The organism is Sphingomonas sp. BL-S-05 (assembly GCF_055521695.1).
Window position 1 is genome coordinate 3,742,237 of the sequence record NZ_CM145499.1, and the last position, 24,941, is coordinate 3,767,177.

Below are 24,941 nucleotides of genomic sequence, written 5' to 3' on the forward strand. Positions count from 1 at the left end.
CTAGGACCGACTTATGGCAATTGCGTGACAGTCGTATGCATTATGCGACCCGCGCACGGTTCCGCACGCGGCTTTAGACGAACCCCTGTCCCCAGCTCGATTTGTCGTAATTGCCGATATTGGGCAGCACGTTCGACATGTCGCCGTCGGACACGCCGAACCAGCGCGCCAGCGTCGAGGCATATTGGTCGACCGACATGGTCGGGATCAGGCGGCCTTGCCCCACATCGTCGGGCGTGTTGGTGCCGACCAGCGGCGCGGTGCCGTAGAGCCGTTTGCCGTTGACCGCCCCGCCCATGACGAAGTGCATCGATCCCCAGCCATGGTCGCAACCATTGCCGTTCGACGGCAGCGTCCGGCCGAAATCCGATCCGGTGAAGGTCGTGACCTTGTCCGCCACACCCAGCGCCACCGTCGTGTCGTGAAAGGCGCGCATCGCCTCCGACAATTTGGTCAGCAGCCGCGGCTGGTTCCCCGCCAGATTGTCGTGCAGATCGAACCCGCCCATCGACACGAAGAACACCTGCCGCTTCGTCCCCAGATCGCCCGAGATCGCGATCATCCGCGCAACCATGCGCAGCTGGTCGGCAAGGCCGTTGTCGGAGGGGAAAAGCGGGAAATTCGATTCGGGCACGCCGGCCAGGCTGTTGGCCAGTTGCGCCTGCGTCTCCATCGCGCGTTTGTTGATCCGCGCATATTCGGTGCCGAACATGTGCGGATTGGTCTCGGTCATCATCTGACGCAACGTCTGGGCCGCAACGCTCGACCCGTAGAGCAACGTTGCGTTACGCAGCAGCGGGACCGGACCGCCGGTGCCGACATTATACTGGATCGCATTGCGCCCCGACAGGAAGACGGCGTTGCCCGATGCGTTGATGCAGGTGGTCGCCGCGGTGCCGTTGCCCGACTGGAACAGATCGCCGATCCGCCCGCCCCAGCCCGAACCGGCGCCTTCGGGGCTCGATGCCTGGAAAAAGCTTTGCTGGTCGTTGTGGCTGAACAGCTTGGGCGGCAGCCGCACCGACTTGTTCTGATATTGCGCCTTGGTCGTCGGCTGAATTAGCGTGCCGACGTTCATTGCCACCGCCAGCCGCCCGGCATCGAACAGCGGGCTGAGCGGCGCCATTGCCGGGGCCAGCGCATAGGCGCGCCCGCCCAGGTCCACGGTCGGCAGCAGGACGGTCGGCGCCAGCGCTTCGCGCGAGAAGGCGAGCGAACTGCGCAGCGACGTATATTTGGCGTGGCTGGTCGGGTCATAGGGGACCAGCGTGTTGAAATGGTCGTTGCCGCCGGCAAGGAAGATGCACACCAGCGCCTTGTAATCGCTGGCGGTGGCCGCTGCCGCCTCACCGATCGCGCCGAGGCTGGTGACGAACGGGGCCGCGACTCCCGCCACCCCGAACAAGGCGGAGCGTTGCAGGAACGCGCGGCGGGAAACGTCGGTCAGGATGGTCGGAGCGTTCATTTGAGCACCAGATAATCGGGCGACGCGAGGGTCAGCAGGATCGCGACCCCGGTTCGGTTGAGCGTGGCGTTGTTCGCGGTCAGCGGGATGCTGTCGACGGCGGTGCGGATGGTGGCGACGGTCGATGCGCGCAATTGCCCGGCGGCGAGGATCAGATTGACCTCGTCGACCAGCTTCGCGCTGTCCGATGCCAACGCCATCATCGGCGCATAGTCCGCCTTGGTATCGCCGGTGCCGCCGCCGACCAGCGACTGCATATAGTTGATATAGGCGATGTTGGTCTGTTCGCTGGCCATCAGGAATTCGGGCGCGGTCAGCCCGGCCTGTACCAGCGGCGTGCCCGGCGGGCTGAAGCCCGGACGGACGAAGCCGAACACGCTCGACGCGCGGCCGATGCCCTGGCCCAGCCGGGTGGTGGTGCTGGTGGTATCGCCGATCGCCCATGCGTCGCTGGGCGAGGTGACGCCGAAGGCGCGCGCCCAGTTGGTCAGGCGCAGTACGGGTTCGCGCAGGCGGCCGGCGGTGGGGCTGGCCAGCGCCGCGGCCTCGTCGCGCGCTTCGGGGTCGAGCAGGACCGCGCGGATGATCGCCTTCATGTCGCCGCGCACGCCGCTGCCGTTATTGGCGAAGGCGGCGGCGACGCGCCCGACATAGGCCGGGCTGGGGTTGGAGGTGACCATTCGCTGGATCAGCTGCTTCGACACGAACGGCGCGATGTTCGGATGGCGGAAGATGATGTCGAGCGCGGCATTGACCGCTGCCCAGCCGCCGCCCGACACCGTCCCGCCGAGGAAGGTCGCCGACCCGGTTTCGTTGTTGGCGTCGTTCAGGATCAGTGGCTGACGCATCCGGTCGGCCGTCGTCCGGTCGCTGGTTGCCAGTTGCAGCCCGGTGAACACCCGCGCCAGTTGCGACACGTCGTCGAGCGTATAGGTCTCCAGCACCTGTCCGTTCGACATGCGAACGGTGCCGTCCTGTTCGAGCTGGCTCACGCCCAGCGTGAAGAGCTGCATCAGTTCGCGCGCGAAGTTTTCGTCGGGCAGGCTGCCGGTCGACGGATTGGCCTTCTTGCTGTTCACGAACGTCAGGAACACGCCCATCGTCGCGTTGCGGGCGATCGCGCCGAGCAGGTCGCGATAATTGCCAAAGGCGTTGTCGGCCAGAATGTCGGTATAGGCCGCCATCGACAGGGCGCGCCAGTCGATGGTCAGCGCGTTCATGCCGACGACCAGATAGTCGAGCAGCGCGACCGTCACGCGCTGGCGCAATGCGTCGGGTCCGGCGATGACCTGTCGCCAGACGCTGGCGTCGTATCCGCTCTGGACGTTGACCTTGTTCGCCTCGGAATAGCCGTTGGCGACCATCCAGTCCCAATGGCTGGTCTGGCGCGGGATCGCGAACTGCGCTTCGATCCAGCCCGCGATGCCGGTGTTCAGCACCGAATCGATGCTGGTGCGGGTCGCGCCCATCGTCGCCTGCGCAAGGAAGCGGCTGGCGCTGCGGGCGTTCAATGCCGCGACCGTCGGCGTCGGGCTGGGGGTCGGCGTCGGTGTCGGGGTGGGGTTGGGTCCGGCGACGGTGACCGTGCCGGGACCGGTGCCACCGCCCGAATCGCACGCTGCCAGCAACGCGGCGGCGGCGATGACGCCATGTTTCGCGGCCAGTCCCGTGGCCGGCACCGCATCGACGGGCAAGGCCTGCACCGTCTGTTCCGAAATCCGTGTCCGATCAGCAGTGTCGATGATCGTTTCGTCGCCCAACATGGCAATCCCCTGTACGCTGACACCGGGGATAAAGACCTATGGTTGGGGAATGTTTAACGTACGGATTTTTAAGCTGAAACATGGTTAACCGAAGGTTTCGGGGGACGGTTTCGAACCCGTACCGATCCCTGCAAAACCACGTAAAAAAACGCCCCGGATCGCTCCGGGGCGTTTGTGTTTTTTCCTCGGCGGCGGCCCGGTCAGTCGACCTTGGGCAGCGTTTCGAACTGGTGGAAGGGCGGCGGCGAGGACAAGGTCCATTCCAGCGTCGTCGCCCCATCGCCCCACGGATTGTCCGCCGCCTTGCGCCCGGCCATCAGCGAGATGACGACGTTGACGAAGAAGAACACCATGCCGACCGCCATGATGCCGTATCCGGCCGAGGCGATGTGATTGTAGAAGGCATAGGCGTCCGGATAGTCCGGGTAGCGCCGCGGCATCCCCTGCGCGCCCAGGAAGTGCATCGGGAAGAACATGACGTTCACGCCGATGAAGAACACCCAGAAGTGCAGCTTGCCAAGCAGTTCGTTGTACATCTTCCCCGACATTTTCGGGAACCAGTAGTAGAAGCCGGCGAACAGCGCGAACACTGCCCCGAGCGACAGGACGTAGTGGAAGTGCGCGACGACATAATAGGTGTCGTGCAGCACGTCGTCGACGCCGCCATTGGCGAGCACGACGCCAGTCACGCCGCCGACGGTGAACATGAAGATGAACCCGATCGCCCACAGCATCGGCGTCGGGAAGCGCAGCGATCCGCCCCACATCGTCGCGATCCACGAGAAGATCTTGATGCCGGTCGGCACCGCGATGATCATCGTCGCAGCGGTGAAGTACATCTTGGTATTCACCGACAGGCCGGTGGTGAACATGTGGTGCGCCCACACGACGAAGCCGACCGCGCCGATCGCGACCATGGCATAAGCCATGCCGAGATAGCCGAACACCGGCTTGCGGCTGAACGTCGCGACGATGTGGCTGATGATGCCGAAACCCGGCAGGATCATGATGTACACTTCGGGGTGGCCGAAGAACCAGAACAGATGCTGGTACAGGATCGGATCACCGCCGCCGGCGGGATCGAAGAAGGTCGTGCCGAACTTGCGGTCGGTCAGCAGCATCGTGATCGCGGCGGCCAGCACCGGCAGCGCCAGCAGCAGCAGGAACGCGGTGACCAGCACCGACCACACGAACAGCGGCATCTTGTGCAGGGTCATGCCCGGCGCGCGCATGTTGAAGATGGTGGTGATGAAGTTGATCGCCCCCAGAATCGACGACGCACCGGCAAGGTGCAGCGACAGGATCGCCATGTCGACGCTCGGCCCGGGTTCGCCATAGGTCGACAGCGGGGCATAGACCGTCCAGCCGGTGCCCGCGCCGCCGCCGAACATCGTGCTGCCCAGCAGCAGCGCGAAGGCCGGGATCAGCAGCCAGAAGGAGATGTTGTTCATGCGCGGGAACGCCATGTCCGGCGCGCCGATCATGATCGGCACGAACCAGTTGCCGAAGCCGCCGATCATCGCCGGCATGACCATGAAGAACACCATGATCAGGCCATGCGCGGTGATCAGCACGTTCCAGAAATGGAGCGCCTGATCGCCTTCATGGCCCGACAGCCATGGCAGCCACTGGATACCCGGTTCGGCGAGTTCGAGGCGCATCAGCCCCGAAATCGCGCCGCCGATGATCCCCGCGACGATCGCGAAGATCAGGTACAGCGTCCCAATATCCTTGTGGTTGGTCGACATGAACCAGCGGGCGAAGAACGCCGGCTTGTGGTCGGCATCGTGATGATGCGCGTCGGCCCCATGCCCATGGGCATCGAACGCATGGTGGCCGGAAAGGGCGGAATCGGTCATCTTACTGGTCCACGTTGCCGACGCCGCCGCCGTTGCCGGTGGCGCGCTGGGTGGAGGGGGAGGCGGCTTCGGTCGCGTTGACGACCGGCGTGCCCGCATCGCTGGCGGTGTTGCCGGCTTCCGACGTGGCGTCGGCGGTGTCGGCGCCCGGCTGCGGGATCACGGCGTTGCTGGGCGCGGCGGCTGCGGCGGGGCTGGGCAGCGTGCCGCCCTTGGCGCGGATCCACTGGTTGAACTGCGCCACCGGCACCGCTTCGACCGCGATCGGCATATAGGCATGGCGCGCACCGCACAGCTCGCTGCACTGACCGAAATACAGGCCCGGCTCCTTGATGGTGAAGCTGGTTTCGTTCAGCCGGCCGGGCACCGCGTCGAGCTTTACCCAGAAGGCGGGGATCGCCCAGCTATGGATCACGTCGGTCGCGGTGGTGATCAGGCGGATCGGCACGCCGACCGGCAGCACGATGCGATTGTCGACCGCAAGCAGGCGGGGACCGTCGGCGTCGGTGCGGAACCGCTGTCCGGCCGAAACCTCGTTCTTTTCCTTCAGCATGTTGGCGGTCACCGACACGCCGCCATAATCGGGATATTCGTAGGACCAGAACCACTGGTTGCCGATCGCCTTGATCGTCACCGCATCGTCGGGCGCCGGCTTGAACTGGCGCGCGAGCAGCCCGATCGACGGCACGGCGATCGCGGCGAGGATCAGCACGGGGGCGGCGGTCCAGATGATCTCGATCGCGGTGTTGTGCGACGTCTTCGACGGGACCGGGTTCGCCTTTTCGCGGAACCGGATCACGACATAGGCGAGCAGGAACAGCACCAGCAGCGAGATGACGACGATCACCGGCATCAGGATGTGGTTGTGGAAGGCCTTGGCCTCCTGGCCGTTCGGCGTGAACTGCGTCTGCAGGTCGACCGCGCGGTCCGACGGCTGGCCGATATGCGGCGTCGCGATCATGCGCGGCGATCCGTCGGCGTTGAGCGTCGGGTCCTGCACCGCCGGCGGCGTCGGGGCGGCGGCGGTCGCGGGCGGCGTCACCTGTCCGGTCGGGTTGGCCTCCGCCGATCCGGGGGGCGGGGCCCCCGCCTGCGGCGCGGTCGCGACCTCGCCGCTGCCCGGCGTCACCGCGGCCGGCTGCTGCGCATGGGCGCTGCCCGCCAGTGCCGCGGCGGCGGCGAAAACAAACATCCTCATCCCAATGCTTCGCATCGTGTATCGTCACCCCGTTATCTGGCACGCGGCACGCTTCTAGATTGGCGTGGTCGCGTCGCGCGGGCGTTTGGAAACCCTAACCCATCGGGCTATACGCGGCATGTCGCCCGGCCTCAAGCGATGGTTGCGAACGCACCCCGGGCGGCAGTAGAGGGCGCGCGACGGCAATGGGCGGGATGACAGCCATGAACGACGACGCGATCCTCGACGAATTCCGGCAGGCGGAAGCGCTGCTGGAGGGACATTTCATCCTGTCGTCGGGGCTGCGCTCGTCGCGCTATCTGCAATGCGCGCGCGTGCTGATGGACCCGCGCCGTGCGGCACGGCTGTGCGACGAACTTGCCAGCCGCCTGCCGGACGAGGTGCGCGAATCGATCGATGTCGTGATTTCACCGGCGATGGGCGGCGTGATCGTCGGGCATGAGATGGGCCGATCGCTGGGCGTGCCCGCAATGTTCCTCGAACGGCCGACCGGTACGTTCGAACTGCGGCGCGGTTTTCGCATCGATGCCGGCACCCGCGTGCTGATGATGGAGGATGTCGTCACGACCGGCCTGTCGTCGCGTGAGGCGATCGCCGCGATCGGCGCGGCGGGGGGCGAGGTCGTGGCGGCGGCGTCGCTGGTCGACCGGTCGAACGGTTCCGCCGATCTGGGCGTCCCCTTCTTCCCGCTGATCCGTCTCGACGTGCCGAGCTATCAGCCCGACGCGCTGCCCGCCGAACTGGCGGCGATCCCGGCGATCAAGCCCGGGAGTCGCGCGGCATGACCGGGCCGCTGCGTCTGGGCGTCAATATCGATCACGTCGCGACCGTCCGCAACGCGCGCGGTTCGGGCTATCCCGATCCGGTTCGCGCCGCGCTGCTGGCGGCCGAACATGGTGCGGACGGGATCACCGCCCATCTGCGCGAGGATCGCCGTCACATCACCGACGACGATATCGCGCGGCTGTCGGCGGAACTGACCGTGCCGCTCAACCTCGAAATGGCGGCGACCGCCGAGATGCTCGGCATCGCGCTGCGCCATCGTCCGCACGCGGCCTGCATCGTCCCCGAAAAGCGCGAGGAGCGCACGACCGAGGGCGGGCTGGACGCGGCCGGGCAGCATGACGCGCTGGCGCCGATGGTCCGCGAACTGGGCGCGGCGGGGGTGCGGGTGTCGCTATTCATCGAATCCGATGCGCAGCAGATCGCCGCCGCCGTGGCGCTCGGCGCGCCGGTGGTCGAACTGCACACCGGCCGCTACACCGAACTGGCGGGCGAGGAGCAGGTCGCCGAACTGCGCCGCATCGCCGATGCCGCGGCACTGGCGGCGAAGAACGGGATCGAGGTCCATGCCGGACACGGGCTGACCTTCGACAACGTCATCCCGATCGCGGCGATCCCGCAGGTGCGCGAGCTGAATATCGGCCATTTCCTGATCGGCGAGGCGATCTTCGGCGGCCTGGGGCCGATGGTCCGGCGGATGAAGGATCTGATGGAGACCGCGCGGTGACAGGCGGAAAATCCTCCCCGGCACGGGGAGGGGGACCAGCCGCAGGCTGGTGGAGGGGGATGTCCTCCGCCACGACGGTTGCGTTTGGGGATGCCCCCCTCCACCACTCGCATTCGCGAGCGGTCCCCCTCCCCGTACCGGGGAGGATTTCATGATCGTCGGTCTCGGCTCGGACCTGTGCAATATCGAGCGTATCCAGTCGTCGCTCGACCGCTTCGGCGACCGGTTCCTGCTGCGCGTCTTCACCGAGGTCGAACAGGACAAGGCCGCCCGGCGCCCCTTCACCCGCGCCGGGACGCTCGCCAAGCGCTTCGCTGCCAAGGAGGCCTTTTCCAAGGCGGTCGGCACCGGTTTCGCGCAGGGCGTGTTCATGCGCGACATCGGCGTGGTCAATGCCCGTTCCGGCGCGCCGACGCTGGCGCTGACCGGTGGTGCGAAAGCGCGACTTGACGCGATGATGCCCGAGGGCCACGTCGCGAAGGTGCATCTGACGATGACCGACGATCACCCCTGGGCGCAGGCGTTCGTCATCATCGAGGCGGTGCCGGCAACAGAGTAGGACGATTGATGGCCGATCATCTGGCGCTGGAGAACGATGGAGTTCCCGCGTCGTCGCCGACCCCGGCGCCTGCCCACCGCCATCCGCCGCGGCGTGCGCGGCTCGACTGGAAGGGCGAATTGCGCGGGCTGTTCTGGCTGTTGCTGGTGGTGCTGGGCTTTCACAGCTTCATCGCCAAACCCTTCTATATCCCGTCCGAATCGATGCTGCCGGGCTTGCGCGTCGGGGATCGGCTGGTGGTGAGCAAATATGCCTATGGCTGGTCGTTCGTATCGCCGACCATCCCCAATCCGGTGGCGATGTTCCGCGACATCGTGCTGCATGAACCGCAGGAAACGTGGAGCGTCCAGTTGCCGGCATGGCATGGCCGGCTGTGGGGATCGATGCCCGAACGTGGCGACGTGGTCATCGTCAAGCCGCCGGGCAGCAACACCGACCTGATCAAGCGCGTCATCGGCCTGCCGGGCGATCGGCTGGAGGTGGCGGGGGGCGTCGTCTACATCAACGACGTCGCCATTCCGCGCAAGGCGATGGGCGATGCGATGATCCCGGTCGACGCCAATACCCGCTGCGACGCCTATCAATATCCGGGCGCGCTGGTGCGGACCGACAAGGGCGCGTTCTGCCGCCTGCCGATGTATCGTGAGACGCTGCCGAACGGGCGGCAGTACGACACGATCGACCTCGGCTATTCGCAGGGCGACAATTTCGCGCCGATCGTGATCCCGGCCAACCATGTCTTTCTGATGGGCGACAATCGCGACAACAGCGCCGACAGCCGCTTCTCCGAGGCCGAACGTGGGCTGGGCGGGCCGGTGCCATGGGAGAATATCGGCGGGCGTGCGGAGTTCATCACCTTCTCGCTCGACGGTACGACGAGCCTGAACCCGGCGACTTGGTTCAGCTCGTTCCGCAGCGGCCGCGCCGGCACGTCGCTGGTGCCGGCAGGCGGGACCGCGCAGTGAGCGACGTCACGCTGTACGACTATTTCCGGTCGTCGGCTGGCTATCGCCTGCGCATCGCGCTGAACCTCAAGCACGTCGCCTATGACCGCGTCGAGATTTCGCTGCTGAAGGACGAACAGCGTCAGCCCGATCATCTGGCGCGCAACCGTCAGGGACTGGTGCCCGCGCTGGCCCTGTCCGACGGGACCGTGCTGACCCAGTCGCTGGCGATCCTCGACTGGCTGGACCACGCCCATCCCGAACCGCGACTGTTTCCCGCCGATCCGCTGGCGCGCGCACAGGCGATGGCGCAGGCGCTGGTGATCGTCGCCGACATTCACCCGATCGACAATCTGCGTGTGCTGCAGCGCCTCGAAAGCCAGTTCGGTGCCGATGCGGCGGCGAAGGCCGACTGGTATCGCCACTGGATCGCGCTGGGGCTCGACGCGCTGGAGGCGAGCGCACCGGCGGACGGGTTTTTCGGCGGCGATGTGCCGGGGGTGGTCGATTGCTGCCTGGTGCCGCAACTCTATAATGCCCGGCGGTTCGAACTCGACCTGTCGCCTTGGCCGAAACTGGTCGCGGTCGACGCGCGGGCATCCGCGCTGCCCGCCTTTGCGGATGCGCATCCCGACCGGGTGGCGCCCGCGGCATGATGCTGGCGAATACCGGGCCGAGCGCGTAGGACGTCGCGCGACATGGTAAGCGATACCGACGCCGTACGGGCTGGTCCCGACCTTGCCGGGCTGGAGCCGCTCGAACGGTTCCGCCCCCGCTGGCCGCGCATCCTCGGCGCGGCGCTGTCGGGGCTGATGATCGTCGGGCTGGCATGGGAGCTGTTCGACCATGGCTGGGCGGGGGTCGAACTCGCCGCACCGGATTCGCCGTGGTTCTACCTCTTCTTCGCGCTCGCCTATCTCTCGCCGCCGCTGTTCGATTTCATCATCTTCCGTGCGCTCTGGCGGCTGCCGTTCGACGGGTTCGGCGCGCTGGTGCGCAAGCGGATCGCGAACGACGTCGTCATCGGCTATTCGGGCGACGTCTTCTTCTATGCCTGGGCGCGTGCCCGGCTGAAGATGGTGACCGCGCCGTTCGGGGCGGTGAAGGACGTGACGATCCTGTCGGGTATCGCCGGCAATATCGTCACCGTCGGCATGCTCGCCGTCGCGCTGCCCTTCGCCTTCGAACTGTTCACCGCGCCGCAGCTGCGGATGCTCAGCTGGTCGGCGGCGGTCGCGGTCGGGATTTCGGGCGTGCTGCTGCTGTTCTCGCGCCGGGTATTCTCGCTGCCGGCACGGACGCTCGGCTGGATCTTCGGCGTCCACTGCCTGCGCCTCGTCCTCGGGTCGCTCGCCTTCGGTATCGCCAGCTATTTCGCCATGCCATGGGTGTCGATCAAATGGTGGCTGTTCCTCGCCGCCGGGCGTCTCGTCGTGGCACGGCTGCCGCTGCTGCCGAACAAAGACCTTCTTTTCGCCAACTTCGCGATTATGTTCATCGGGCATGGCGAAGCCCTGTCCGACCTTGTCGCCTTCGTCGCGACGCTCACCCTGTTTACCCACGCGGTGTTGATGGCGGCATTCGGGCTTCCCGCGCTCGCAAGGAAAGAATGATGCAATTGCCCCTGACGCTGCTCGGCGCAGCGTTGCTCGCCGCCACGCCCGCCGCCGCGCAATCGATCGGCAGCGATGCCGCCGCCTGCAACAACGGGCAGGGGCCGGCGATCCGCGTCAATGTCGTCGGGTTGAAGGACCGCACCGGCCGGCTGAAGCTGGAACTGTACCCGGCGAACGAGGACGATTTCCTGAAGGACGATCGCGACCTGCGCGCCGAGGGCAAGTTCTTCCGCCGCGTCTGGGCCGACATGCCGGCATCGGGCGCGGTGCAGTTGTGCATCCGCGCCCCGTCGCCCGGCCGCTATGCGTTGTTGTTCACCCATGACCGCGACGGGCGCAACAAGTTCAATTTCATGCGCGATGGCGCCGGCTTTCCGGGCGCGGGCAAGCTCGGGCGCGCGCGGCCGAAACTGGCACAGGCGATCGTCAACGTGCCGGCGGGCGTGACGACGACCACGGTGCGCGCCCAGTATCTGCGCGGGCTGGGCGGTTTCGCCCCGCTCGGCTGACCCGACCGATCGATCCCCGATGCGCGTCGTCGATGTTAACGAATTCTATTCGCCCACCGGCGGCGGGGTCCGCACCTATATCGATCACAAGATGACGATCATGGCCGAGCTGGGCCACGAACTGATCGTCATCGCGCCGGCAAAGCACAATGCGGTCGAGGAACGCCCCGGCGGCGGGCGCATCCATTGGGTGAAGGCGCCGACATTGGTGCTCGACCCCAATTACGGCATCTTCGTCCGCGGCGGCGCGATTCACGCGCTGCTCGACGAACTCCATCCCGATGTGGTCGAGGCATCGAGCCCGTGGCGCCCCGCGACCATCGTCGCCGACTGGCCGGGCCATGCGGTGAAGGTCTATTTCGCGCATAACGACAATGTCGGCGCCTATCCGCTGCGCTGGTTCGAACGGCTGGCCAGCCGCGAGCGGATTGAGGAGGCGTTCATGTGGTGGACGCGCTACATGGCGCGCTACCTCGCCAAGATGGATGCGTTCGTCACCAACGGTCCGGCGCTGGAAAAGCGCCATGCCGCGCGCGGGCTGACGGTCCATGCATCGATGCCGCTCGGCATCCAGCGCGGTTTCTTTTCACCCGAGCATCGCGACGAACAGTTGCGCGCCTCGCTGCTCGAACAGCTGGGACTGCCGCCGGAGGGGCATTTGCTGCTGGGGCTGGGCCGGCACCATGCCGAGAAACGCTGGCCGATGATCTTCGACGCGGTCGAGATGGCGGGCGAACATATGGCCGTCGGCATGATCCAGATCGGCAGCGGGGTGCATACCCGCCGGCTCGAACACCGGCTGAAGAACAGCCCGCATATCAAGCTGTTCCGCCCGGTCTACGACCGGGTGCGGCTGGCGCGGATCATGGCCAGTTGCGACGCGCTGATCCACGGATCCGATGCCGAACCCTTCGGGCTGGTCGGGCTGGAGGGGCTGGCATCGGGCCTGCCGCTGATCGTACCCGACGAAGGCGGCTGTGCCGAGATCGCCGAGCCGGACTTCGCCGAAACCTATGCCGCGCGCGATCCCCGTTCGGCGGCGGACGCGATCGGACGCATGTTCGCGCGCGACTATGACGTGGTCAAGGCGGCGGCGAATGCAGCGGCGGCGCAGGTCAGGACCGACCGCGATCACGCGGTCGACCTGATGCACTATTATGAAGGGTTGGTGGCGCAGAAGGCGCAGCGTTACCCCGAATGGTTCGCGCGGTAACCCCGCACGGGGCGGCGCGTCAGTTCCGGTATCGGTCGGCCACCGTGTCGCGCGACGCGTTGGGCGCGATCTTCGCCTCCGCCGCCTCCAGCGCTTCCCAATCCGCCGCGTCGGGCAGCGACGGGATACACACCGCTTCGCCCAGTTCCAGCCCGCGCAGCGATGCGACGACCAGATCGTCGGGCTCCATCACCCGTTCGGGCGGGAAATCGTCGATGCTCTTGCCCGCGACATGGTGGAAATCGGTGGCGGTGACGCCGGGGATCAGCAACTGGATGCGGATGTTCAACGCCTTCGCCTCGACCTGCATCACGCGGGTATAATAGGCGACATAGGCCTTGGTCGCGCCATAGCCGGCATAGCCCGGCATCTTGGTGAACAGCGTGCCCGAGCCGACATTGATGATCGTGCCCTGGCCCGTGCGCTTCATCCCGGCCATCGCGGCATCGGCCAGCCGACTGAAGGCGACGACGTTCAGCAGCAGCATGTCGGTCATGTCGTCGCGATCGCCCTCACCGACCTTGCCCATCGCGGCGAAGCCGGCATTGTTGACGAACAGCGCGACCGGCTCGCCCGCCTCCAGCCGTTCCTCGACCACGTCGAGGTCGTCGGGGTCGGCAAGGTCGGCGACGATCACCTCGATATCGATACCGTGTTCGGCCGACAGCTGTTCGGCGAGGTCGCGCAACCGGTCCTCGCGCCGGGCGACGATAACGAGGTCGTGGCCGGTGCGGGCGAGGTGATGCGCGAAGCTGAGGCCGATACCGGACGATGCGCCGGTGATGAGGGCGACGGGGCGGGGCATGGCAATTCCTGGACTGGAGTAGGGGGTCAGGCGGCCAAACGCGCGAGTGTCGGAATCAGTTCGTCATAATGGTCGATCACCGCGTCCGCGCCCAGTTCCGCCACCGGCTGCATCATGAACCCGAACGAACAGGCGACCGACGGGATACCGGCATTGCGCGCCGCATCGATATCGAAATGCGAATCGCCGACGAACGCCGCGCGTCCGCCGCCGCAGCGTTCGATCATCGCGTCGATCGGCGCGCGGTTCGGCTTCGACTTGCCCGGCCCCAGCGTGTCGCCACCAAGGATGCAGGCGAAACGCTGTGTCAGGTCCAGTTCGTCCAGCAGCCGCCGCGCCAGCGCCTCCAGCTTGTTGGTCACGATCGCGACCTTCACGCCGCCGGCTTCCAGCGCGTCGAGTGCCGCCAGCGCGCCCGGAAAGGGCCGCGAATGGACCGCGATATGTGCTTCATAATAATCGAGCAGTAGGCGGTTCAGCCGGTTCAGCTCGGCCTCGTCGCAGCCGCCGGTCGCCTCCATCCCCTGGCGCAGCATATGCTTTGCGCCGCCGCCGATCATCGGGATCACCTGTTCGCGGGTCAGCGCCGGCCGGCCGGCATCGGCCAGCGCATGGTTGACGGCATCGGTCAGGTCGCCGCTGGTGTCGACGAACGTCCCGTCGAGATCGAAACCGACGATGGCGAATGAAATCTCTGTCATCTGGTCCGCTTTGGCGCGCGCGATATGGAATTGGCAAGGGTCGTATGCCAAGGAGCGCATCCATGAACGCGCAACCGATCGCCGCCGTGATCCTCGCCGCCGGGCAGGGCACGCGCATGAAGTCGTCGAAGCACAAGGTGCTGCACCCGCTCGCCGGGCAGCCGATGCTGTTCCATCTGCTCGACAGCCTCGACGCCGCCGGTATCTCGCGCCGCGTCGTGATCGTCGGCGCGGTTGGCGAACAGGTCGAATCGGCGGTTGCTGGGCGCGGCGTAGAGATTGCGTGGCAGCGCGAACAGCTCGGCACCGCCCATGCCGCGTTGCAGGCGCGCGAGACGCTGGCCGATCATGACGGCATCGTCATCGTCTGTTTCGGCGATACGCCGCTGCTGTCGGCCGATACCGTCGCGCGGCTGGCCGCCCGGCTCGATGCGCCCGATGCACCGGCCGTCGCCGTCCTCGGCTTCCGTCCCGCCGATGCCGCCGCCTATGGCCGGATCATCGCCGACGATGCCGGCAACATCGCGAAGATGGTCGAATTTAAGGACGCTTCGGCAGACGAACGCGCGGTCGACCTGTGCAACAGCGGCGTGACCGCCGTGCACAGCCGCGACCTGTGGGCGCTGCTCGACCGGGTCGGCAACGCCAATGCGGCGGGCGAATATTATCTGCCCGACATCGTCATGCTCGCGATCGCCGACGGGCGCGGCGCGGTCGTGATCGAAACGGCGGCCGACGAAGTGGCCGGCATCAACAGCCGCGCCGAACTGGCCGCGGTCGAGGGCGCGTGGCAGGCGAAGCGGCGGAGTCAGGCGATGGCCGACGGCGTCACGCTGATCGCGCCCGACACCGTCTTCTTCGCGCACGACACGCAACTCGGCCGCGACGTGACGATCGAGCCGAATGTCGTGTTCGGCCCCGGCGTGACGATCGCCGACAACGTGACCGTCCACGCCTTCAGCCATCTCGAAGGGGCGACGGTCGCGTCGAAGGCAGACGTCGGTCCCTATGCCCGCCTGCGCCCCGGCGCGGTGCTGGGGGAGGGCAGTCGCGTCGGCAATTTCGTCGAGGTGAAGAACACGACGTTGGGCGTGGGGGCCAAAGCCAATCACCTGACCTATCTGGGCGATGCCAGCGTCGGGGCGAATGTGAATATCGGCGCGGGCACCATCACCTGCAATTACGATGGCTATTTCAAATACCGGACCGAGATAGGCGAGGGGGCCTTTATCGGATCGAACAGTGCCTTGGTCGCGCCGGTGAAAATCGGCGACGGCGCGCTGGTCGCCGCTGGATCGGTCGTCACCCGCGATGTCGAGGCCGACGCGCTGGCGCTGGTCCGCGCTGAACGCGCCGATCACCCCGGCTGGGCCAAGCGCTTCCGTGCCAAGCAGGCGGCGATCAAGGCCGCCAAGTCGAAGAAATAAGCGGGCATCCCGCCGGAGAGACGATCATGTGTGGAATTGTTGGCATCATCGGCACCGACAGCGTCGCCGACCGGCTGCTCGATGGGCTGAAGCGCCTCGAATATCGCGGCTATGATTCGGCGGGCATCGCCACCGTCGAGGGCGCGGCGATCGAGCGTCGCCGCGCGTCGGGCAAGCTGAAGAACCTCGCCGCCGAACTGGCCGACCATCCGCTGCCCGGCCATGTCGGCATCGCCCATACCCGCTGGGCGACGCATGGCGGCCCGACCACCAACAATGCGCACCCGCATGCGACCGACGAGGTCGCGGTCGTCCACAACGGCATCATCGAGAATTTCAAGCCGCTGCGCGACGAACTGACCGCGCGCGGCCGGCTCTTCACCAGCGAGACCGATACCGAGGTCGTCGCCCATCTGGTCAGCGAACAGGTCGAGGCCGGCCTGTCCCCGGCCGATGCGGTCAAGGCGATCCTGCCGCGCCTGCACGGCGCCTTCGCGCTCGCCATCCTGTTCCGGCAGCATCCCGACCTGCTGATCGGTGCGCGCCTCGGCTCGCCGCTGGTCGTCGGCTATGGCGACGACGAGGTCTATCTCGGCTCCGACGCGCTGGCGCTCGCGCCGCTGACCCAGCGCATCGCCTATCTGGAGGAAGGCGACTGGGTCGTCTGCCGTCAGGGCGGCACCGAGATTTTCGATCGCGACAACAATCCCGTAGACCGCCCGGTCACGTTGTCGGGCGTCACCGGCGCGCTGATCGACAAGGGCAATCACCGCCATTTCATGCAGAAGGAGATTTACGAGCAGCCGATCGTCGTCGCCCAGACGCTGCGCGGCTATCTCCAGCGCTTCGAAGGGCGCGTGTCGCTGCCCATCCCCGAATTCGACCTGTCGGGGATCAAGCGCGTCACCATCGTCGCCTGCGGCACCAGCTTCTATGCCGGCATGGTCGCCAAATACTGGTTCGAACAATTCGCCCGTGTGCCGGTCGATTTGGACGTCGCGTCCGAGTTCCGCTACCGCGCGCCGGTGATGGAGGAGGGCGGCCTTGCCCTGTTCATCAGCCAGTCGGGCGAGACCGCCGACACGCTCGCCGCCTTGCGCCATGCCAAGAGCGAGGGGCAGACCATCGCCGTCGTCGTCAACGTGCCGACCAGCACCATGGCGCGCGAGGCCGATCTGCTGCTGCCGACCCATGCCGGGCCGGAGATCGGCGTCGCCTCGACCAAGGCATTCACCTGCCAACTCGCCGTCCTCGCGGCACTCGCCGCCAATCTCGCCAAGGCCAAGGGGCGGCTCTCCGAGGCCGAGGAACGCAGCATCGTCCGTCATCTGGCCGAGGCGCCCGCGTCGATCAACGGTGCGCTCGCCTATGACGAATCGATCGAGGGCATGGCCGGCGTGATCGCGGCGGCGCGCGACGTGCTGTATCTGGGGCGCGGTACCGATTATCCGCTGGCGCTGGAAGGCGCGCTGAAGCTGAAGGAAATCAGCTATATCCATGCGGAGGGCTATGCCGCCGGCGAGATGAAGCACGGCCCGATCGCGCTGATCGACGAATCCGTGCCGGTGATCGTCATCGCCCCGTCGGGGCCGCTGTTCGACAAGACCGTCAGCAACATGCAGGAAGTGCAGGCGCGCGGCGGCAAGGTCGTGCTGATCTCCGACTATGACGGCATCCAGGCGGCGGGCGAGAACTGCATCGCCACCATCACCATGCCCAAGGTCCACCCGCTGATCGCGCCGATCGTCTATGCGGTGCCGGTGCAGTTGCTCGCATACCATGTCGCGGTCGCCAAGGGCACCGACGTCGATCAGCCGCGCAATCTGGCGAAGAGCGTCACGGTGGAGTGACGCAAAATCCTCCCCGGCACGGGGAGGGGGACCGCCGCGTAGCGGTGGTGGAGGGGGTGTCCGTTGGCGGTGAGGCTGCGTTTGCCGCCACCCCCCTCCACCACCGCTACGCGGCGGTCCCCCTCCCCACGATGTGGGGAGGAGTTAAGGCGTCATCCCTTGTGCCGGAAATAGGCCGCGAAGCCGCGCACCTGATGCTTCAGCTTCAACAGGTCGCGATTCTTGATCAGGTCGTGCTCCGACCTGCCCAGCACGTCGCGCAGCGCGGCGCGCAGGCTCATCAGCATCCAGCCGCGCACCCGCTTCTGCCGCAGATGCTTGGCGTATAGCGCGCCATTGCCGAAGCCATAGCCGCGATACATTTTCCGCGCCGCGTCCAGCCCGCGCCGGCCATGATAATGGTCCACGCGGAAGGTCGGATCGTACAGGATCGGAATGCCGAGGTCCTGCGCGCGCACCAGATAATCGGTGTCGTCCGACCCGATGAACGCCGCGCCCGCGCCGAAGCGTTCGTCGAACTTCCCGATCCGTTCGGCGACCGACCGCTGCATGGTGAAGTTCGCGCCGATGATGAAGCCGCTCGGCATCGCCGTCGGTCCCAGTTCGGCCGGGTTGGGCGCGCGCTTGGTGGTGAAGGGAATGTCGCGCGGATCGCCGAGGCCGACCATGCCGCCCCGGATCACCTCGCGCGGATCCTTGGCATAGGCGGCGCGGACATGGTCGAAATAATCGGGCTCCAGCGTGCAGTCGTCGTCGGTCATGACGATGATCCGACCGCGTGCCGCCGCCAGCCCGGCATTGCGCGCGCACGACAGCCCGCGCCGTTCCTCGACCACGATCCGCACCGGCACCGATTGCTGCGCGGCCCAGCCTTCCATCACCTGCTGCGTGTCGTCGGTCGACCCGTTATTGACCAGGACGACCTCGACCGACTGCTCCGCCCGACCGACGGCGATGCCGAGCGCGTCGAGCGCCAGCGGCAATTGCGTGGCACGGTTCAGGGTGCAGATGATGACACTGAATTCGGGGTCGGTCATGGCGCCCTCAGTTTCCGACTTGTTTCAGAAGATCGATGGCCTGCGGTGCCGACGTCGCCTGACGCGCGATGCGCAGTTCCTTGGTCCACGCATCGGCATAGCGGCCGATCTTGCCGTAGGAGTTGTCGAGATAGACGTGTGGGATATCCAGCAGCGTACACATGATGTGCCCGTGCAGCCGGTCGGTGATGACCTTGCGACCGTCGCTGAGGACGCGCGCGCCGCGATCGAACCGCTGGTTGGCAAGGTAGTTGTAGACCGAGACTTGCCGCTTGCTCTTGGTCACCGCCCCGGTCGCGATCGCGCGGAGATTGGCGACGCGCCGCTGCCACGTCCGCGACTTGGACGATTCCGCCCGCCAGTCGGCTTCGCGCGCATTCGGGATGCTCTGAAGCGTACTGGCGTCGAGGTTCACCTTTTCCTTGTCGGTGCGCAGCAGCATGACGACGTCGTGGCTCGGGCTGACCGGGCGCGGCAGCAGGCCGATGCCGAACGCCGCATCGGGAACCAGCGTCGGGGCGAGGCCAAGCCGTTCCTGTGCAAAGGTCACGCTGTGGCGATCGCGCACCATCAGGTGGAAATCGGGATGCGCGCCGAAGGAGTCGATGCACTGCTGGATGGCGGCATCGTCCTGAAACTGGATCGATTGCGGTGCCTGTACCAGCCGCCGGTCGGTGAAGATCCGGGCCATCTTTTCGCGGAACTGCTGATGGCGCGGCCATACGTCGCCGAAATTGCCGCCACCATGCAGGAAGATCGGTCCCGTGGGAGCGGCGCGGCGCAGCGCATCGGCGTCGAAGCGGGCAAGGCTCGCCACATAGCTCGGATCGCGACCGGTCAGCTCGCGCAGGACGGACAATTCGCCGAGATAGATCGCGCTGTCGCCGACATTGCCGTGATCGGGGAAGTCGATGATCGCATAGGGCTGACCCCGGCTGACATGCTTGCCGAATTCGGTCAGCAGCAATGCGCGTTGTGCCGCGATGACGCTTTCCGCCGAACGCGAGGTCTCGTTACCGTGTCCGCCCATACGTCCCCCATGATGTATAAGGCGCGCATGATCGGGTTCGGCCAAAGAGTCAATTGAACAAGCAATCACGATTAATCCACAAACGGGAAGCAGCGATGCTCCGCAGCTTTTCCGCCCGCCCGAAGCGGCGCGATATTTGTCCGCGACAAAAGATTGTTCTTCGAAACCCATCGCCGCTGCGCGTGCGCGGTGCGGAGCGGAACAGGAATCCTGCCGTACCGATCGCGTATCTTTTCGTTGCTGACGGACCCCATGCGGGCGCGCTGCGGTTGTGGCGGCGATGGCAGCATGGGGATATGCGATGAAGGTCCGCACTCTGGGCGCGGTGGCGCTGGCGTTGGTGTCGAATGCAGCAATGGCGCAGGCGCCGCAGAAAGCCATTCCGGGCCTGAAGGAAACCGATCCGCCCTATGCGACCGAATCGGTGGTGAACCATCCGGTCACGATCGGCTGGCCCGAAGGCCGCACCCCCACCGCCCCGCGCGGGTGGCAGGTGGTCAAGTTCGCCGGGGGCCTCGACTATCCGCGGCAGGCGTTGCTGCTCCCCAATGGCGACGTGCTGGTGTCGGAAGCGCGCACGCTGCCCAAGCTCGACGCCGATCCCGAAGTCGCGCGCGGACAGGCGCTGTCGAAGACCACCGGCTTCAGCGCCAACCGCATCACCTTGCTGCGTGACGCCGATCGCGACGGCGTGGCCGAACAGCGCTTCGTCCTGCGCGAGGGGCTGAACCAGCCGTTCGGGATGCAATATGTCGGCGGGCGGCTGTACGTCGCCAATACCGATGCGGTGGTCAGCTTTCCCTATCAACTAGGCGCGACCAGCATCACCGGCGCGCCGCGCACCCATGTCACGCTGCCGGCGGGCGGGTACAATAATCACTGGACCCGCAATCTGCTGGCCAGCCCCGACGGGCGCACGCTTTATGTCTCGGTCGGGTCGGCGTCGAATGTCGGCGAATATGGCATGGACGAGGAAAAGCGCCGCGCCGCGATCCTCGCCATCGACCTTTCGACCGGGCGCGAGCGGCTCTACGCCTCGGGCCTGCGCAATCCGGTCGGCATGGATTTCTTCCCCGGCACCGCGACCCTGTGGACCGCGGTCAACGAGCGCGACGAGATCGGCGACGACATCTCGCCCGACTATCTGGTCGGCGTGCGCGAGGGCGGTTTCTATGGCTGGCCGTACAGCTATTACGGCAAGCAGGACCCGCGCCATGCCAACGAGAAGCGCGAATTGCTGAGCACCACCCTGCTGCCCGACGTCGCGGTCGGCGCCCATGCCGCCGCGCTCGGCATCGGCTTCGCCAAGCAGGGGGCGCCCACCGCCTTCGTCGCGCGCCACGGATCATGGAACCGGTCGAGCTTCAGCGGCTATGACGTGCTCGCCGTGCCCTTCGCCAATGGCCGCCCGACCGGTGAGCCACAGCCGTTCCTGACCGGCTTCGTCGCGGATGAAAAGAAGGGGACCGTCCATGGTCGCCCGGTCAGCATACAGACGCGCGCCGATGGTGCGATCTTCGTCGTCGACGATGCCGGCGACACGGTGTGGATGGTGCGCCGGACGGGGTGACCCCATTTCTCGACCGTTCGTCCTGAGTAGCCGCTGAGCTTGTCGAAGCGGCGTATCGAAGGACCGCCAAGGGTGCTTCGATACGGGTCTTCGACTTCGCTCAGCCCCTACTCAGCACGAACGGTTTTGGCGGGCTATGCCACGATCCACTCCACCCCGGCCGTCACCGCCGCATACGCATCATCGCATGCCCGGTCGCTGACGATCCGGTCGACCTCCGCGAACGCAGCGACCGCCATTACGCTCGCCCGGTCGAATTTCGACGCGTCGACCGCCATCGTCACCCGCCGCGACTGGCCGATCATCTGCCGGCAAACTTCGCCCTCGCCGACATGATAGTCGGTAAAGCCGGCCCGAGGGTCTACCGCTTCGGTCGACACGATCGCCAAGCCCGGCCGGAACTGTGCCAGATAGGCCCGCGCCGTCGCGTCGAAGAATGCGCGATAGCGATCGTCCAGCTCGCCGCCCGCCAGATACAGCCGGTTGCCGTTGCGCCCGCCCAGCTCGGCGGCGACCCCCAGCGCGTTGGTGACCACGGTCAGGTTGCGCTTGCCCTTCAGCGCCTGCGCAATGTGAAACACGGTCGAACTGGCATCGAGATAGAGCGATTCGCCGTCCTCGACCACTTGCGCGACGGCGGCGGCAATGCGCTGTTTCGCGGCGGCGTTGCGGTGCAGCCGCGCCTCGAACGGCCCTTCCTCGACCGACTTGGCGATGCGCGCGCCGCCATGGATCCGCTCGATCAGCCCGTCCGCTTCCAGCAGCCGCAATTCGCGCCGCACGGTTTCGTCGGACACCGCCAGGATGTTCGCCAGCCCGTGAATGCCAATCGCCTCACCCTGGCGCAGCAGATCGAGGATTTCCTGGCGGCGGTCGCGGCGCTTCATCATGGCCGCGCAGCATATCGCGCAACGCATCGATCGCAACCGGCCGGTGCCGATATCAACATAATATCATCATCCGCTTTGGATTTTGCCCGTTCTGCGCCGCCAACCGCTCATTATCCCAATCATTTGTAACAAATTATACGCAATGGCCGCCTAAGCGCGCCAGCGAACGGGGGCGAACCCCGCATCCAATCCAAAGGGGAAATCCATGTCGTCGTTCTCGACGCTGCCGGCACGCCGGCGGCGCACCTCCGCGCTCGCCCTGTCGAGCGCTGTCACCGCCCTTGCCGTGGTAACGCTGCTGCCCGTGTCCGCCCGCGCGCAGGAAGCGCCCGCCGCCGATCAGCAGACCGCGAGCGAATCGCTGACCGACGACATCGTCGTCAACGGCCGGCGCCAGCGGACCGCGCTGAACGAGGAACAGTCGGCGATCGCGACGATCGACATCGTGACCACCGGCGACGTCGCCATCCATTCGCAGACCAGCATCGCCGACCTCGCCAAGATGCTGCCGGGCGTGTCGGTCAGCCGTGACCAGGGCCGCAACCAGAGCGCGACCGGCGAAGCGCAGTTCGTGACGATCCGCGGCTTCGACACCAGCTACAACGCCTATACGCTGGACGGCCTGCGCCTGCCGCAGACCTCGGGCAATAATCGCGCGATCTCGCTCAACCTGTTCTCGCCCTTCGCGATCGGCGCGATCGTGACCGACAAGACGCCGGGCGCCGCCAAGGATGCCGACAGCATCGCCGGCATCGTCGACCTGCGCACCCCGACCGCGTTCGACTTCGCACAGAGCTTCACCCGCGCCCGCGTGCTGGGGCAGGTCGCCGGCCTCGCGCTCGACCGCGAACAGGAAGCGTTTGGCGGGGCGATCGGCCTCGACGCCGCGCGCCGCTTCGGCAGCGATCACCAGTTCGGCGTCTATGTCGCGGCCTATCTGGAGGAGCGCGGCAACGCCGCCGAATCCACCGCCGTCCAGAACGACTATAAGCCGACCCGCGCGAACAGCGGCAATGCGCGCGCCAATCCGAACGCCCTGACGGCGGACGGGGTGCAGTGGAATTTCTACAACAACAAGATCAAGCGCTATGGCGCGACCGGCGCGTTCGACTTCCGCGGCGACGCGCTCGACCTGTTCGCCCGCGTCAATTACGCGACCTACCTCAACACCAATACCATGAACCAGACCGGCCTGCGCAACGAACTGACGCGCGGTCAGACCAACCCCAATGGCGGATCGTACAGCGCCGCCGGCGTCTACACCCCGCTGGGCATCAACCCGGCCAGCTATTTCCGCACCGAGGATGTCGAGCAGGAACTCTTCTCGGCCCAGCTCGGCGCGAAGGCGCATTGGGAAGGCTTCACCGCCGCACTGGAAGGGGCCTATGCCGATGGTCGGTTCGACCAGCCGACCCGGATCGAGGCGGCGTTTCGCGGCATCGCCTATAACGGCACCACGACCAATACCGGTGCGGCGACCGAAGGCGTCAATGTCGACCTGTCCAACCCCCGGTCGCCGCGCCCGGTCCTGTCGAGCGGTGCGATCGCCTATGTTTCTTCGCTCGACCGGCCGACCCAGCTCTATGTCCAGCGCGGCTATGACTATCTGAGCGAGACCAAGAAGACGTTGAAGGGCAGCATCGGCTGGACCAATGACGGCGTCCTGTCGGTCGAGGTCGGCGGCCTGTACGAAGATGCCGACCGGTCGGGCCGCAGCCTCGCGCCCGACAATACCCGCTATCGCTTCCTGACCCCGTTGCAGAACGGCACGGTGCAGGGGCCTTCGATCAACCAGTATCTGGGCTATGTCCTGAAGGACTTCCTCGATTACTATCCGGCCCGCCCGATCAAGGTGCTGTCGCGCGCCCAGCTCAATGCGCAGGTTCGCGACTATGTACCGCTGATCCCGGTGTCGCAGGCGACGCTCAACCAAGGCCTGTCGAGCGGCAACGAGACCCGCAAGGCGCTGTACGGCACCGCCACGCTGACGCTCGGCAATCTCGAAGTGATACCCGGCGTCCGCTATGAGGATAACGGTTTTCGCGCGCGCTATTTCCTGAACGATCGCGACGGCCCGCGCTTCGTCAATGCCGGGCGCGATTACGACCATGTCGATCCCAGCCTGCTGGCGGCATGGAAGCCCAATGGCAATCTGACCGTGCGCGGCGCGGTGCGCTCCAGCTATGCCCGCCCGGCCTTCGACCTGCTCGCCGGACCGACCCGGATCAGCGAACCGGCCAGCGACGGCACGGTGACGATCACCCAGCCCAACCCGGACCTGAAGCCGGTACAGGCGTGGAGCTATGACGCGGGCGTCGATTACCAGATGGGCGTCGGCCGCTATGTCCAGCTTGCCGCCTATTACAAGGACCTGCGCAACTTCATCGTCTCGACCGCGTCGCGCAGCGCCAGCGAGACGATCGGCAAGACCACCTATATCCGCCCGATCAACGGCGGCGGCGGTACGGCGAAGGGCATCGAGGCGTCGGGCCGGTTCACCATGGGCGACATGGTCGACAGCGCGTTCCTCGGCAATTTCGGCGTGGGCGGCAACATCACGTACCAGAAGACCGAAGCGACCTATATCATCCCGCTGAACGGCGTCCGCACCACCCGCACCAGCACGCTGCCCCAGGCACCGGACCTGATCTACAATGCCGAGATCTTCTATGCCGGCGGCGGCTTCCGCACGAACCTGTGGTACAACTATACCGGCAAGTTCCTGGCGGGCGTGCAGGACAGCCAGCCCGACATCTATGTCCAGCCGGTCGGTGAACTGAACTTCGGTGCGGCCTATGAGGTCACCGACAATCTCGAAATCGGTGTGTCGGCGCGCAACCTGCTCGACCAGCATACCTATTGGGCGACGGTGGGGAAGGGCGAGACGTACATCTCGAACGACCGCAACGGCGGTTACCTGAAGACCGGTCGGGTGTTCCAGTTCAGCCTGACGATGAAGATGTGAGTGGGGGGCGGTGGCGGCCTTCGCGTTGCC

Annotated in this window: 21 protein-coding genes; 12 read left to right on the top strand and 9 right to left on the bottom strand. The window is 66.4% G+C overall.

Annotation, left to right across the window (positions count from 1 at the left end):
* Positions 1-73: 73 nt before the first annotated feature.
* From ACZ1JS_RS17370 to coxB, 4 genes are all read right to left on the bottom strand, one after another.
* Positions 74-1,465: a DUF1501 domain-containing protein gene (locus ACZ1JS_RS17370; RefSeq protein ID WP_465167127.1), complete on the bottom strand. Its 1,392-nt coding sequence runs from the start codon at positions 1,463-1,465 to the stop codon at positions 74-76.
* Positions 1,462-3,228 (bottom strand): DUF1800 domain-containing protein, encoded by a 1,767-nt coding sequence (locus ACZ1JS_RS17375; RefSeq protein WP_465167128.1) that lies wholly within the window; start codon positions 3,226-3,228, stop codon positions 1,462-1,464. The genes ACZ1JS_RS17370 and ACZ1JS_RS17375 overlap by 4 nt, the downstream gene beginning before the upstream one ends.
* Before the next feature lie 200 nt (positions 3,229-3,428).
* Positions 3,429-5,087: a cytochrome c oxidase subunit I gene (gene ctaD, locus ACZ1JS_RS17380; protein WP_465167129.1), complete on the bottom strand. Its 1,659-nt coding sequence runs from the start codon at positions 5,085-5,087 to the stop codon at positions 3,429-3,431.
* 1 nt (position 5,088) lies between these two features.
* Positions 5,089-6,285, bottom strand: a complete 1,197-nt coding sequence (gene coxB / locus ACZ1JS_RS17385; protein WP_465167130.1) for a cytochrome c oxidase subunit II — start codon at positions 6,283-6,285, stop codon at positions 5,089-5,091.
* 203 nt (positions 6,286-6,488) lie between these two features.
* Between coxB and pyrE the strand changes: the two genes are divergently transcribed.
* The 8 genes from pyrE to ACZ1JS_RS17425 all read left to right on the top strand — a co-directional run bounded on the left by pyrE (position 6,489) and on the right by ACZ1JS_RS17425 (position 12,636).
* Positions 6,489-7,070, top strand: coding sequence for an orotate phosphoribosyltransferase (gene pyrE, locus ACZ1JS_RS17390; RefSeq protein WP_465167131.1), 582 nt, complete (start codon positions 6,489-6,491; stop codon positions 7,068-7,070).
* Entirely contained in the window at positions 7,067-7,795 is a 729-nt protein-coding gene (locus ACZ1JS_RS17395) for a pyridoxine 5'-phosphate synthase (RefSeq protein ID WP_465167132.1), read from the top strand. The genes pyrE and ACZ1JS_RS17395 overlap by 4 nt, the downstream gene beginning before the upstream one ends.
* A 151-nt stretch (positions 7,796-7,946) precedes the next feature.
* Positions 7,947-8,354: a holo-ACP synthase gene (acpS, locus tag ACZ1JS_RS17400; protein ID WP_465167133.1), complete on the top strand. Its 408-nt coding sequence runs from the start codon at positions 7,947-7,949 to the stop codon at positions 8,352-8,354.
* 8 nt (positions 8,355-8,362) lie between these two features.
* A complete protein-coding gene (lepB, locus tag ACZ1JS_RS17405) occupies positions 8,363-9,319 on the top strand; it encodes a signal peptidase I (RefSeq protein WP_465167134.1) in 957 nt (318 codons plus the stop codon).
* Positions 9,316-9,954, top strand: coding sequence for a maleylacetoacetate isomerase (gene maiA / locus ACZ1JS_RS17410; RefSeq protein ID WP_465167135.1), 639 nt, complete (start codon positions 9,316-9,318; stop codon positions 9,952-9,954). The genes lepB and maiA overlap by 4 nt, the downstream gene beginning before the upstream one ends.
* 42 nt (positions 9,955-9,996) lie before the next feature.
* Positions 9,997-10,911: a hypothetical protein gene (locus ACZ1JS_RS17415; RefSeq protein WP_465167136.1), complete on the top strand. Its 915-nt coding sequence runs from the start codon at positions 9,997-9,999 to the stop codon at positions 10,909-10,911.
* Entirely contained in the window at positions 10,908-11,423 is a 516-nt protein-coding gene (locus tag ACZ1JS_RS17420; protein WP_465167137.1) for a DUF2141 domain-containing protein, read from the top strand. Before ACZ1JS_RS17415 ends, ACZ1JS_RS17420 begins: the two co-directional genes overlap by 4 nt.
* Before the next feature lie 19 nt (positions 11,424-11,442).
* Positions 11,443-12,636 (top strand): glycosyltransferase, encoded by a 1,194-nt coding sequence (locus tag ACZ1JS_RS17425; RefSeq protein ID WP_465167138.1) that lies wholly within the window; start codon positions 11,443-11,445, stop codon positions 12,634-12,636.
* Positions 12,637-12,655: 19 nt separating this feature from the next.
* Here the strand turns inward: ACZ1JS_RS17425 and ACZ1JS_RS17430 are convergent, their stop codons facing one another.
* Positions 12,656-13,441 carry an SDR family NAD(P)-dependent oxidoreductase gene (locus tag ACZ1JS_RS17430; RefSeq protein ID WP_465167139.1) on the bottom strand — a complete coding sequence of 262 codons (786 nt, stop codon included), beginning with the start codon at positions 13,439-13,441 and terminating at the stop codon, positions 12,656-12,658.
* 26 nt (positions 13,442-13,467) lie between these two features.
* Positions 13,468-14,142: an HAD-IA family hydrolase gene (locus ACZ1JS_RS17435; protein ID WP_345880013.1), complete on the bottom strand. Its 675-nt coding sequence runs from the start codon at positions 14,140-14,142 to the stop codon at positions 13,468-13,470.
* Positions 14,143-14,204: 62 nt separating this feature from the next.
* Here ACZ1JS_RS17435 and glmU point away from each other — a divergent pair, with 62 nt between their 5' ends.
* Positions 14,205-15,569 carry a bifunctional UDP-N-acetylglucosamine diphosphorylase/glucosamine-1-phosphate N-acetyltransferase GlmU gene (glmU, locus tag ACZ1JS_RS17440; RefSeq protein WP_465167140.1) on the top strand — a complete coding sequence of 455 codons (1,365 nt, stop codon included), beginning with the start codon at positions 14,205-14,207 and terminating at the stop codon, positions 15,567-15,569.
* A 26-nt stretch (positions 15,570-15,595) separates the two neighbouring features.
* On the top strand, positions 15,596-17,419 hold the full coding sequence (glmS, locus tag ACZ1JS_RS17445; RefSeq protein ID WP_465167141.1) for a glutamine--fructose-6-phosphate transaminase (isomerizing): 1,824 nt from the start codon (positions 15,596-15,598) through the stop codon (positions 17,417-17,419).
* Between the two features lie 152 nt (positions 17,420-17,571).
* Here the strand turns inward: glmS and ACZ1JS_RS17450 are convergent, their stop codons facing one another.
* Both ACZ1JS_RS17450 and ACZ1JS_RS17455 read right to left on the bottom strand, forming a co-directional pair.
* A complete protein-coding gene (locus ACZ1JS_RS17450; protein WP_465167142.1) occupies positions 17,572-18,456 on the bottom strand; it encodes a glycosyltransferase family 2 protein in 885 nt (294 codons plus the stop codon).
* Positions 18,457-18,463: 7 nt separating this feature from the next.
* The gene (locus ACZ1JS_RS17455; RefSeq protein WP_465167143.1) at positions 18,464-19,486 is read right to left on the bottom strand and encodes a polysaccharide pyruvyl transferase family protein; all 1,023 of its coding nucleotides are present in this window, start codon (positions 19,484-19,486) and stop codon (positions 18,464-18,466) included.
* 301 nt (positions 19,487-19,787) lie between these two features.
* Between ACZ1JS_RS17455 and ACZ1JS_RS17460 the strand changes: the two genes are divergently transcribed.
* Positions 19,788-21,056, top strand: a complete 1,269-nt coding sequence (locus ACZ1JS_RS17460; RefSeq protein ID WP_465167144.1) for a PQQ-dependent sugar dehydrogenase — start codon at positions 19,788-19,790, stop codon at positions 21,054-21,056.
* A 134-nt stretch (positions 21,057-21,190) separates the two neighbouring features.
* Here ACZ1JS_RS17460 and ACZ1JS_RS17465 read toward each other — a convergent pair whose 3' ends face one another.
* Positions 21,191-21,946, bottom strand: coding sequence for a DeoR/GlpR family DNA-binding transcription regulator (locus ACZ1JS_RS17465; protein ID WP_465167145.1), 756 nt, complete (start codon positions 21,944-21,946; stop codon positions 21,191-21,193).
* 205 nt (positions 21,947-22,151) lie between these two features.
* On the opposite strand from ACZ1JS_RS17465, the gene ACZ1JS_RS17470 reads away from it, so the two are divergent.
* The gene (locus ACZ1JS_RS17470) at positions 22,152-24,911 is read left to right on the top strand and encodes a TonB-dependent receptor (protein WP_465167146.1); all 2,760 of its coding nucleotides are present in this window, start codon (positions 22,152-22,154) and stop codon (positions 24,909-24,911) included.
* Positions 24,912-24,941: the final 30 nt, after the last annotated feature.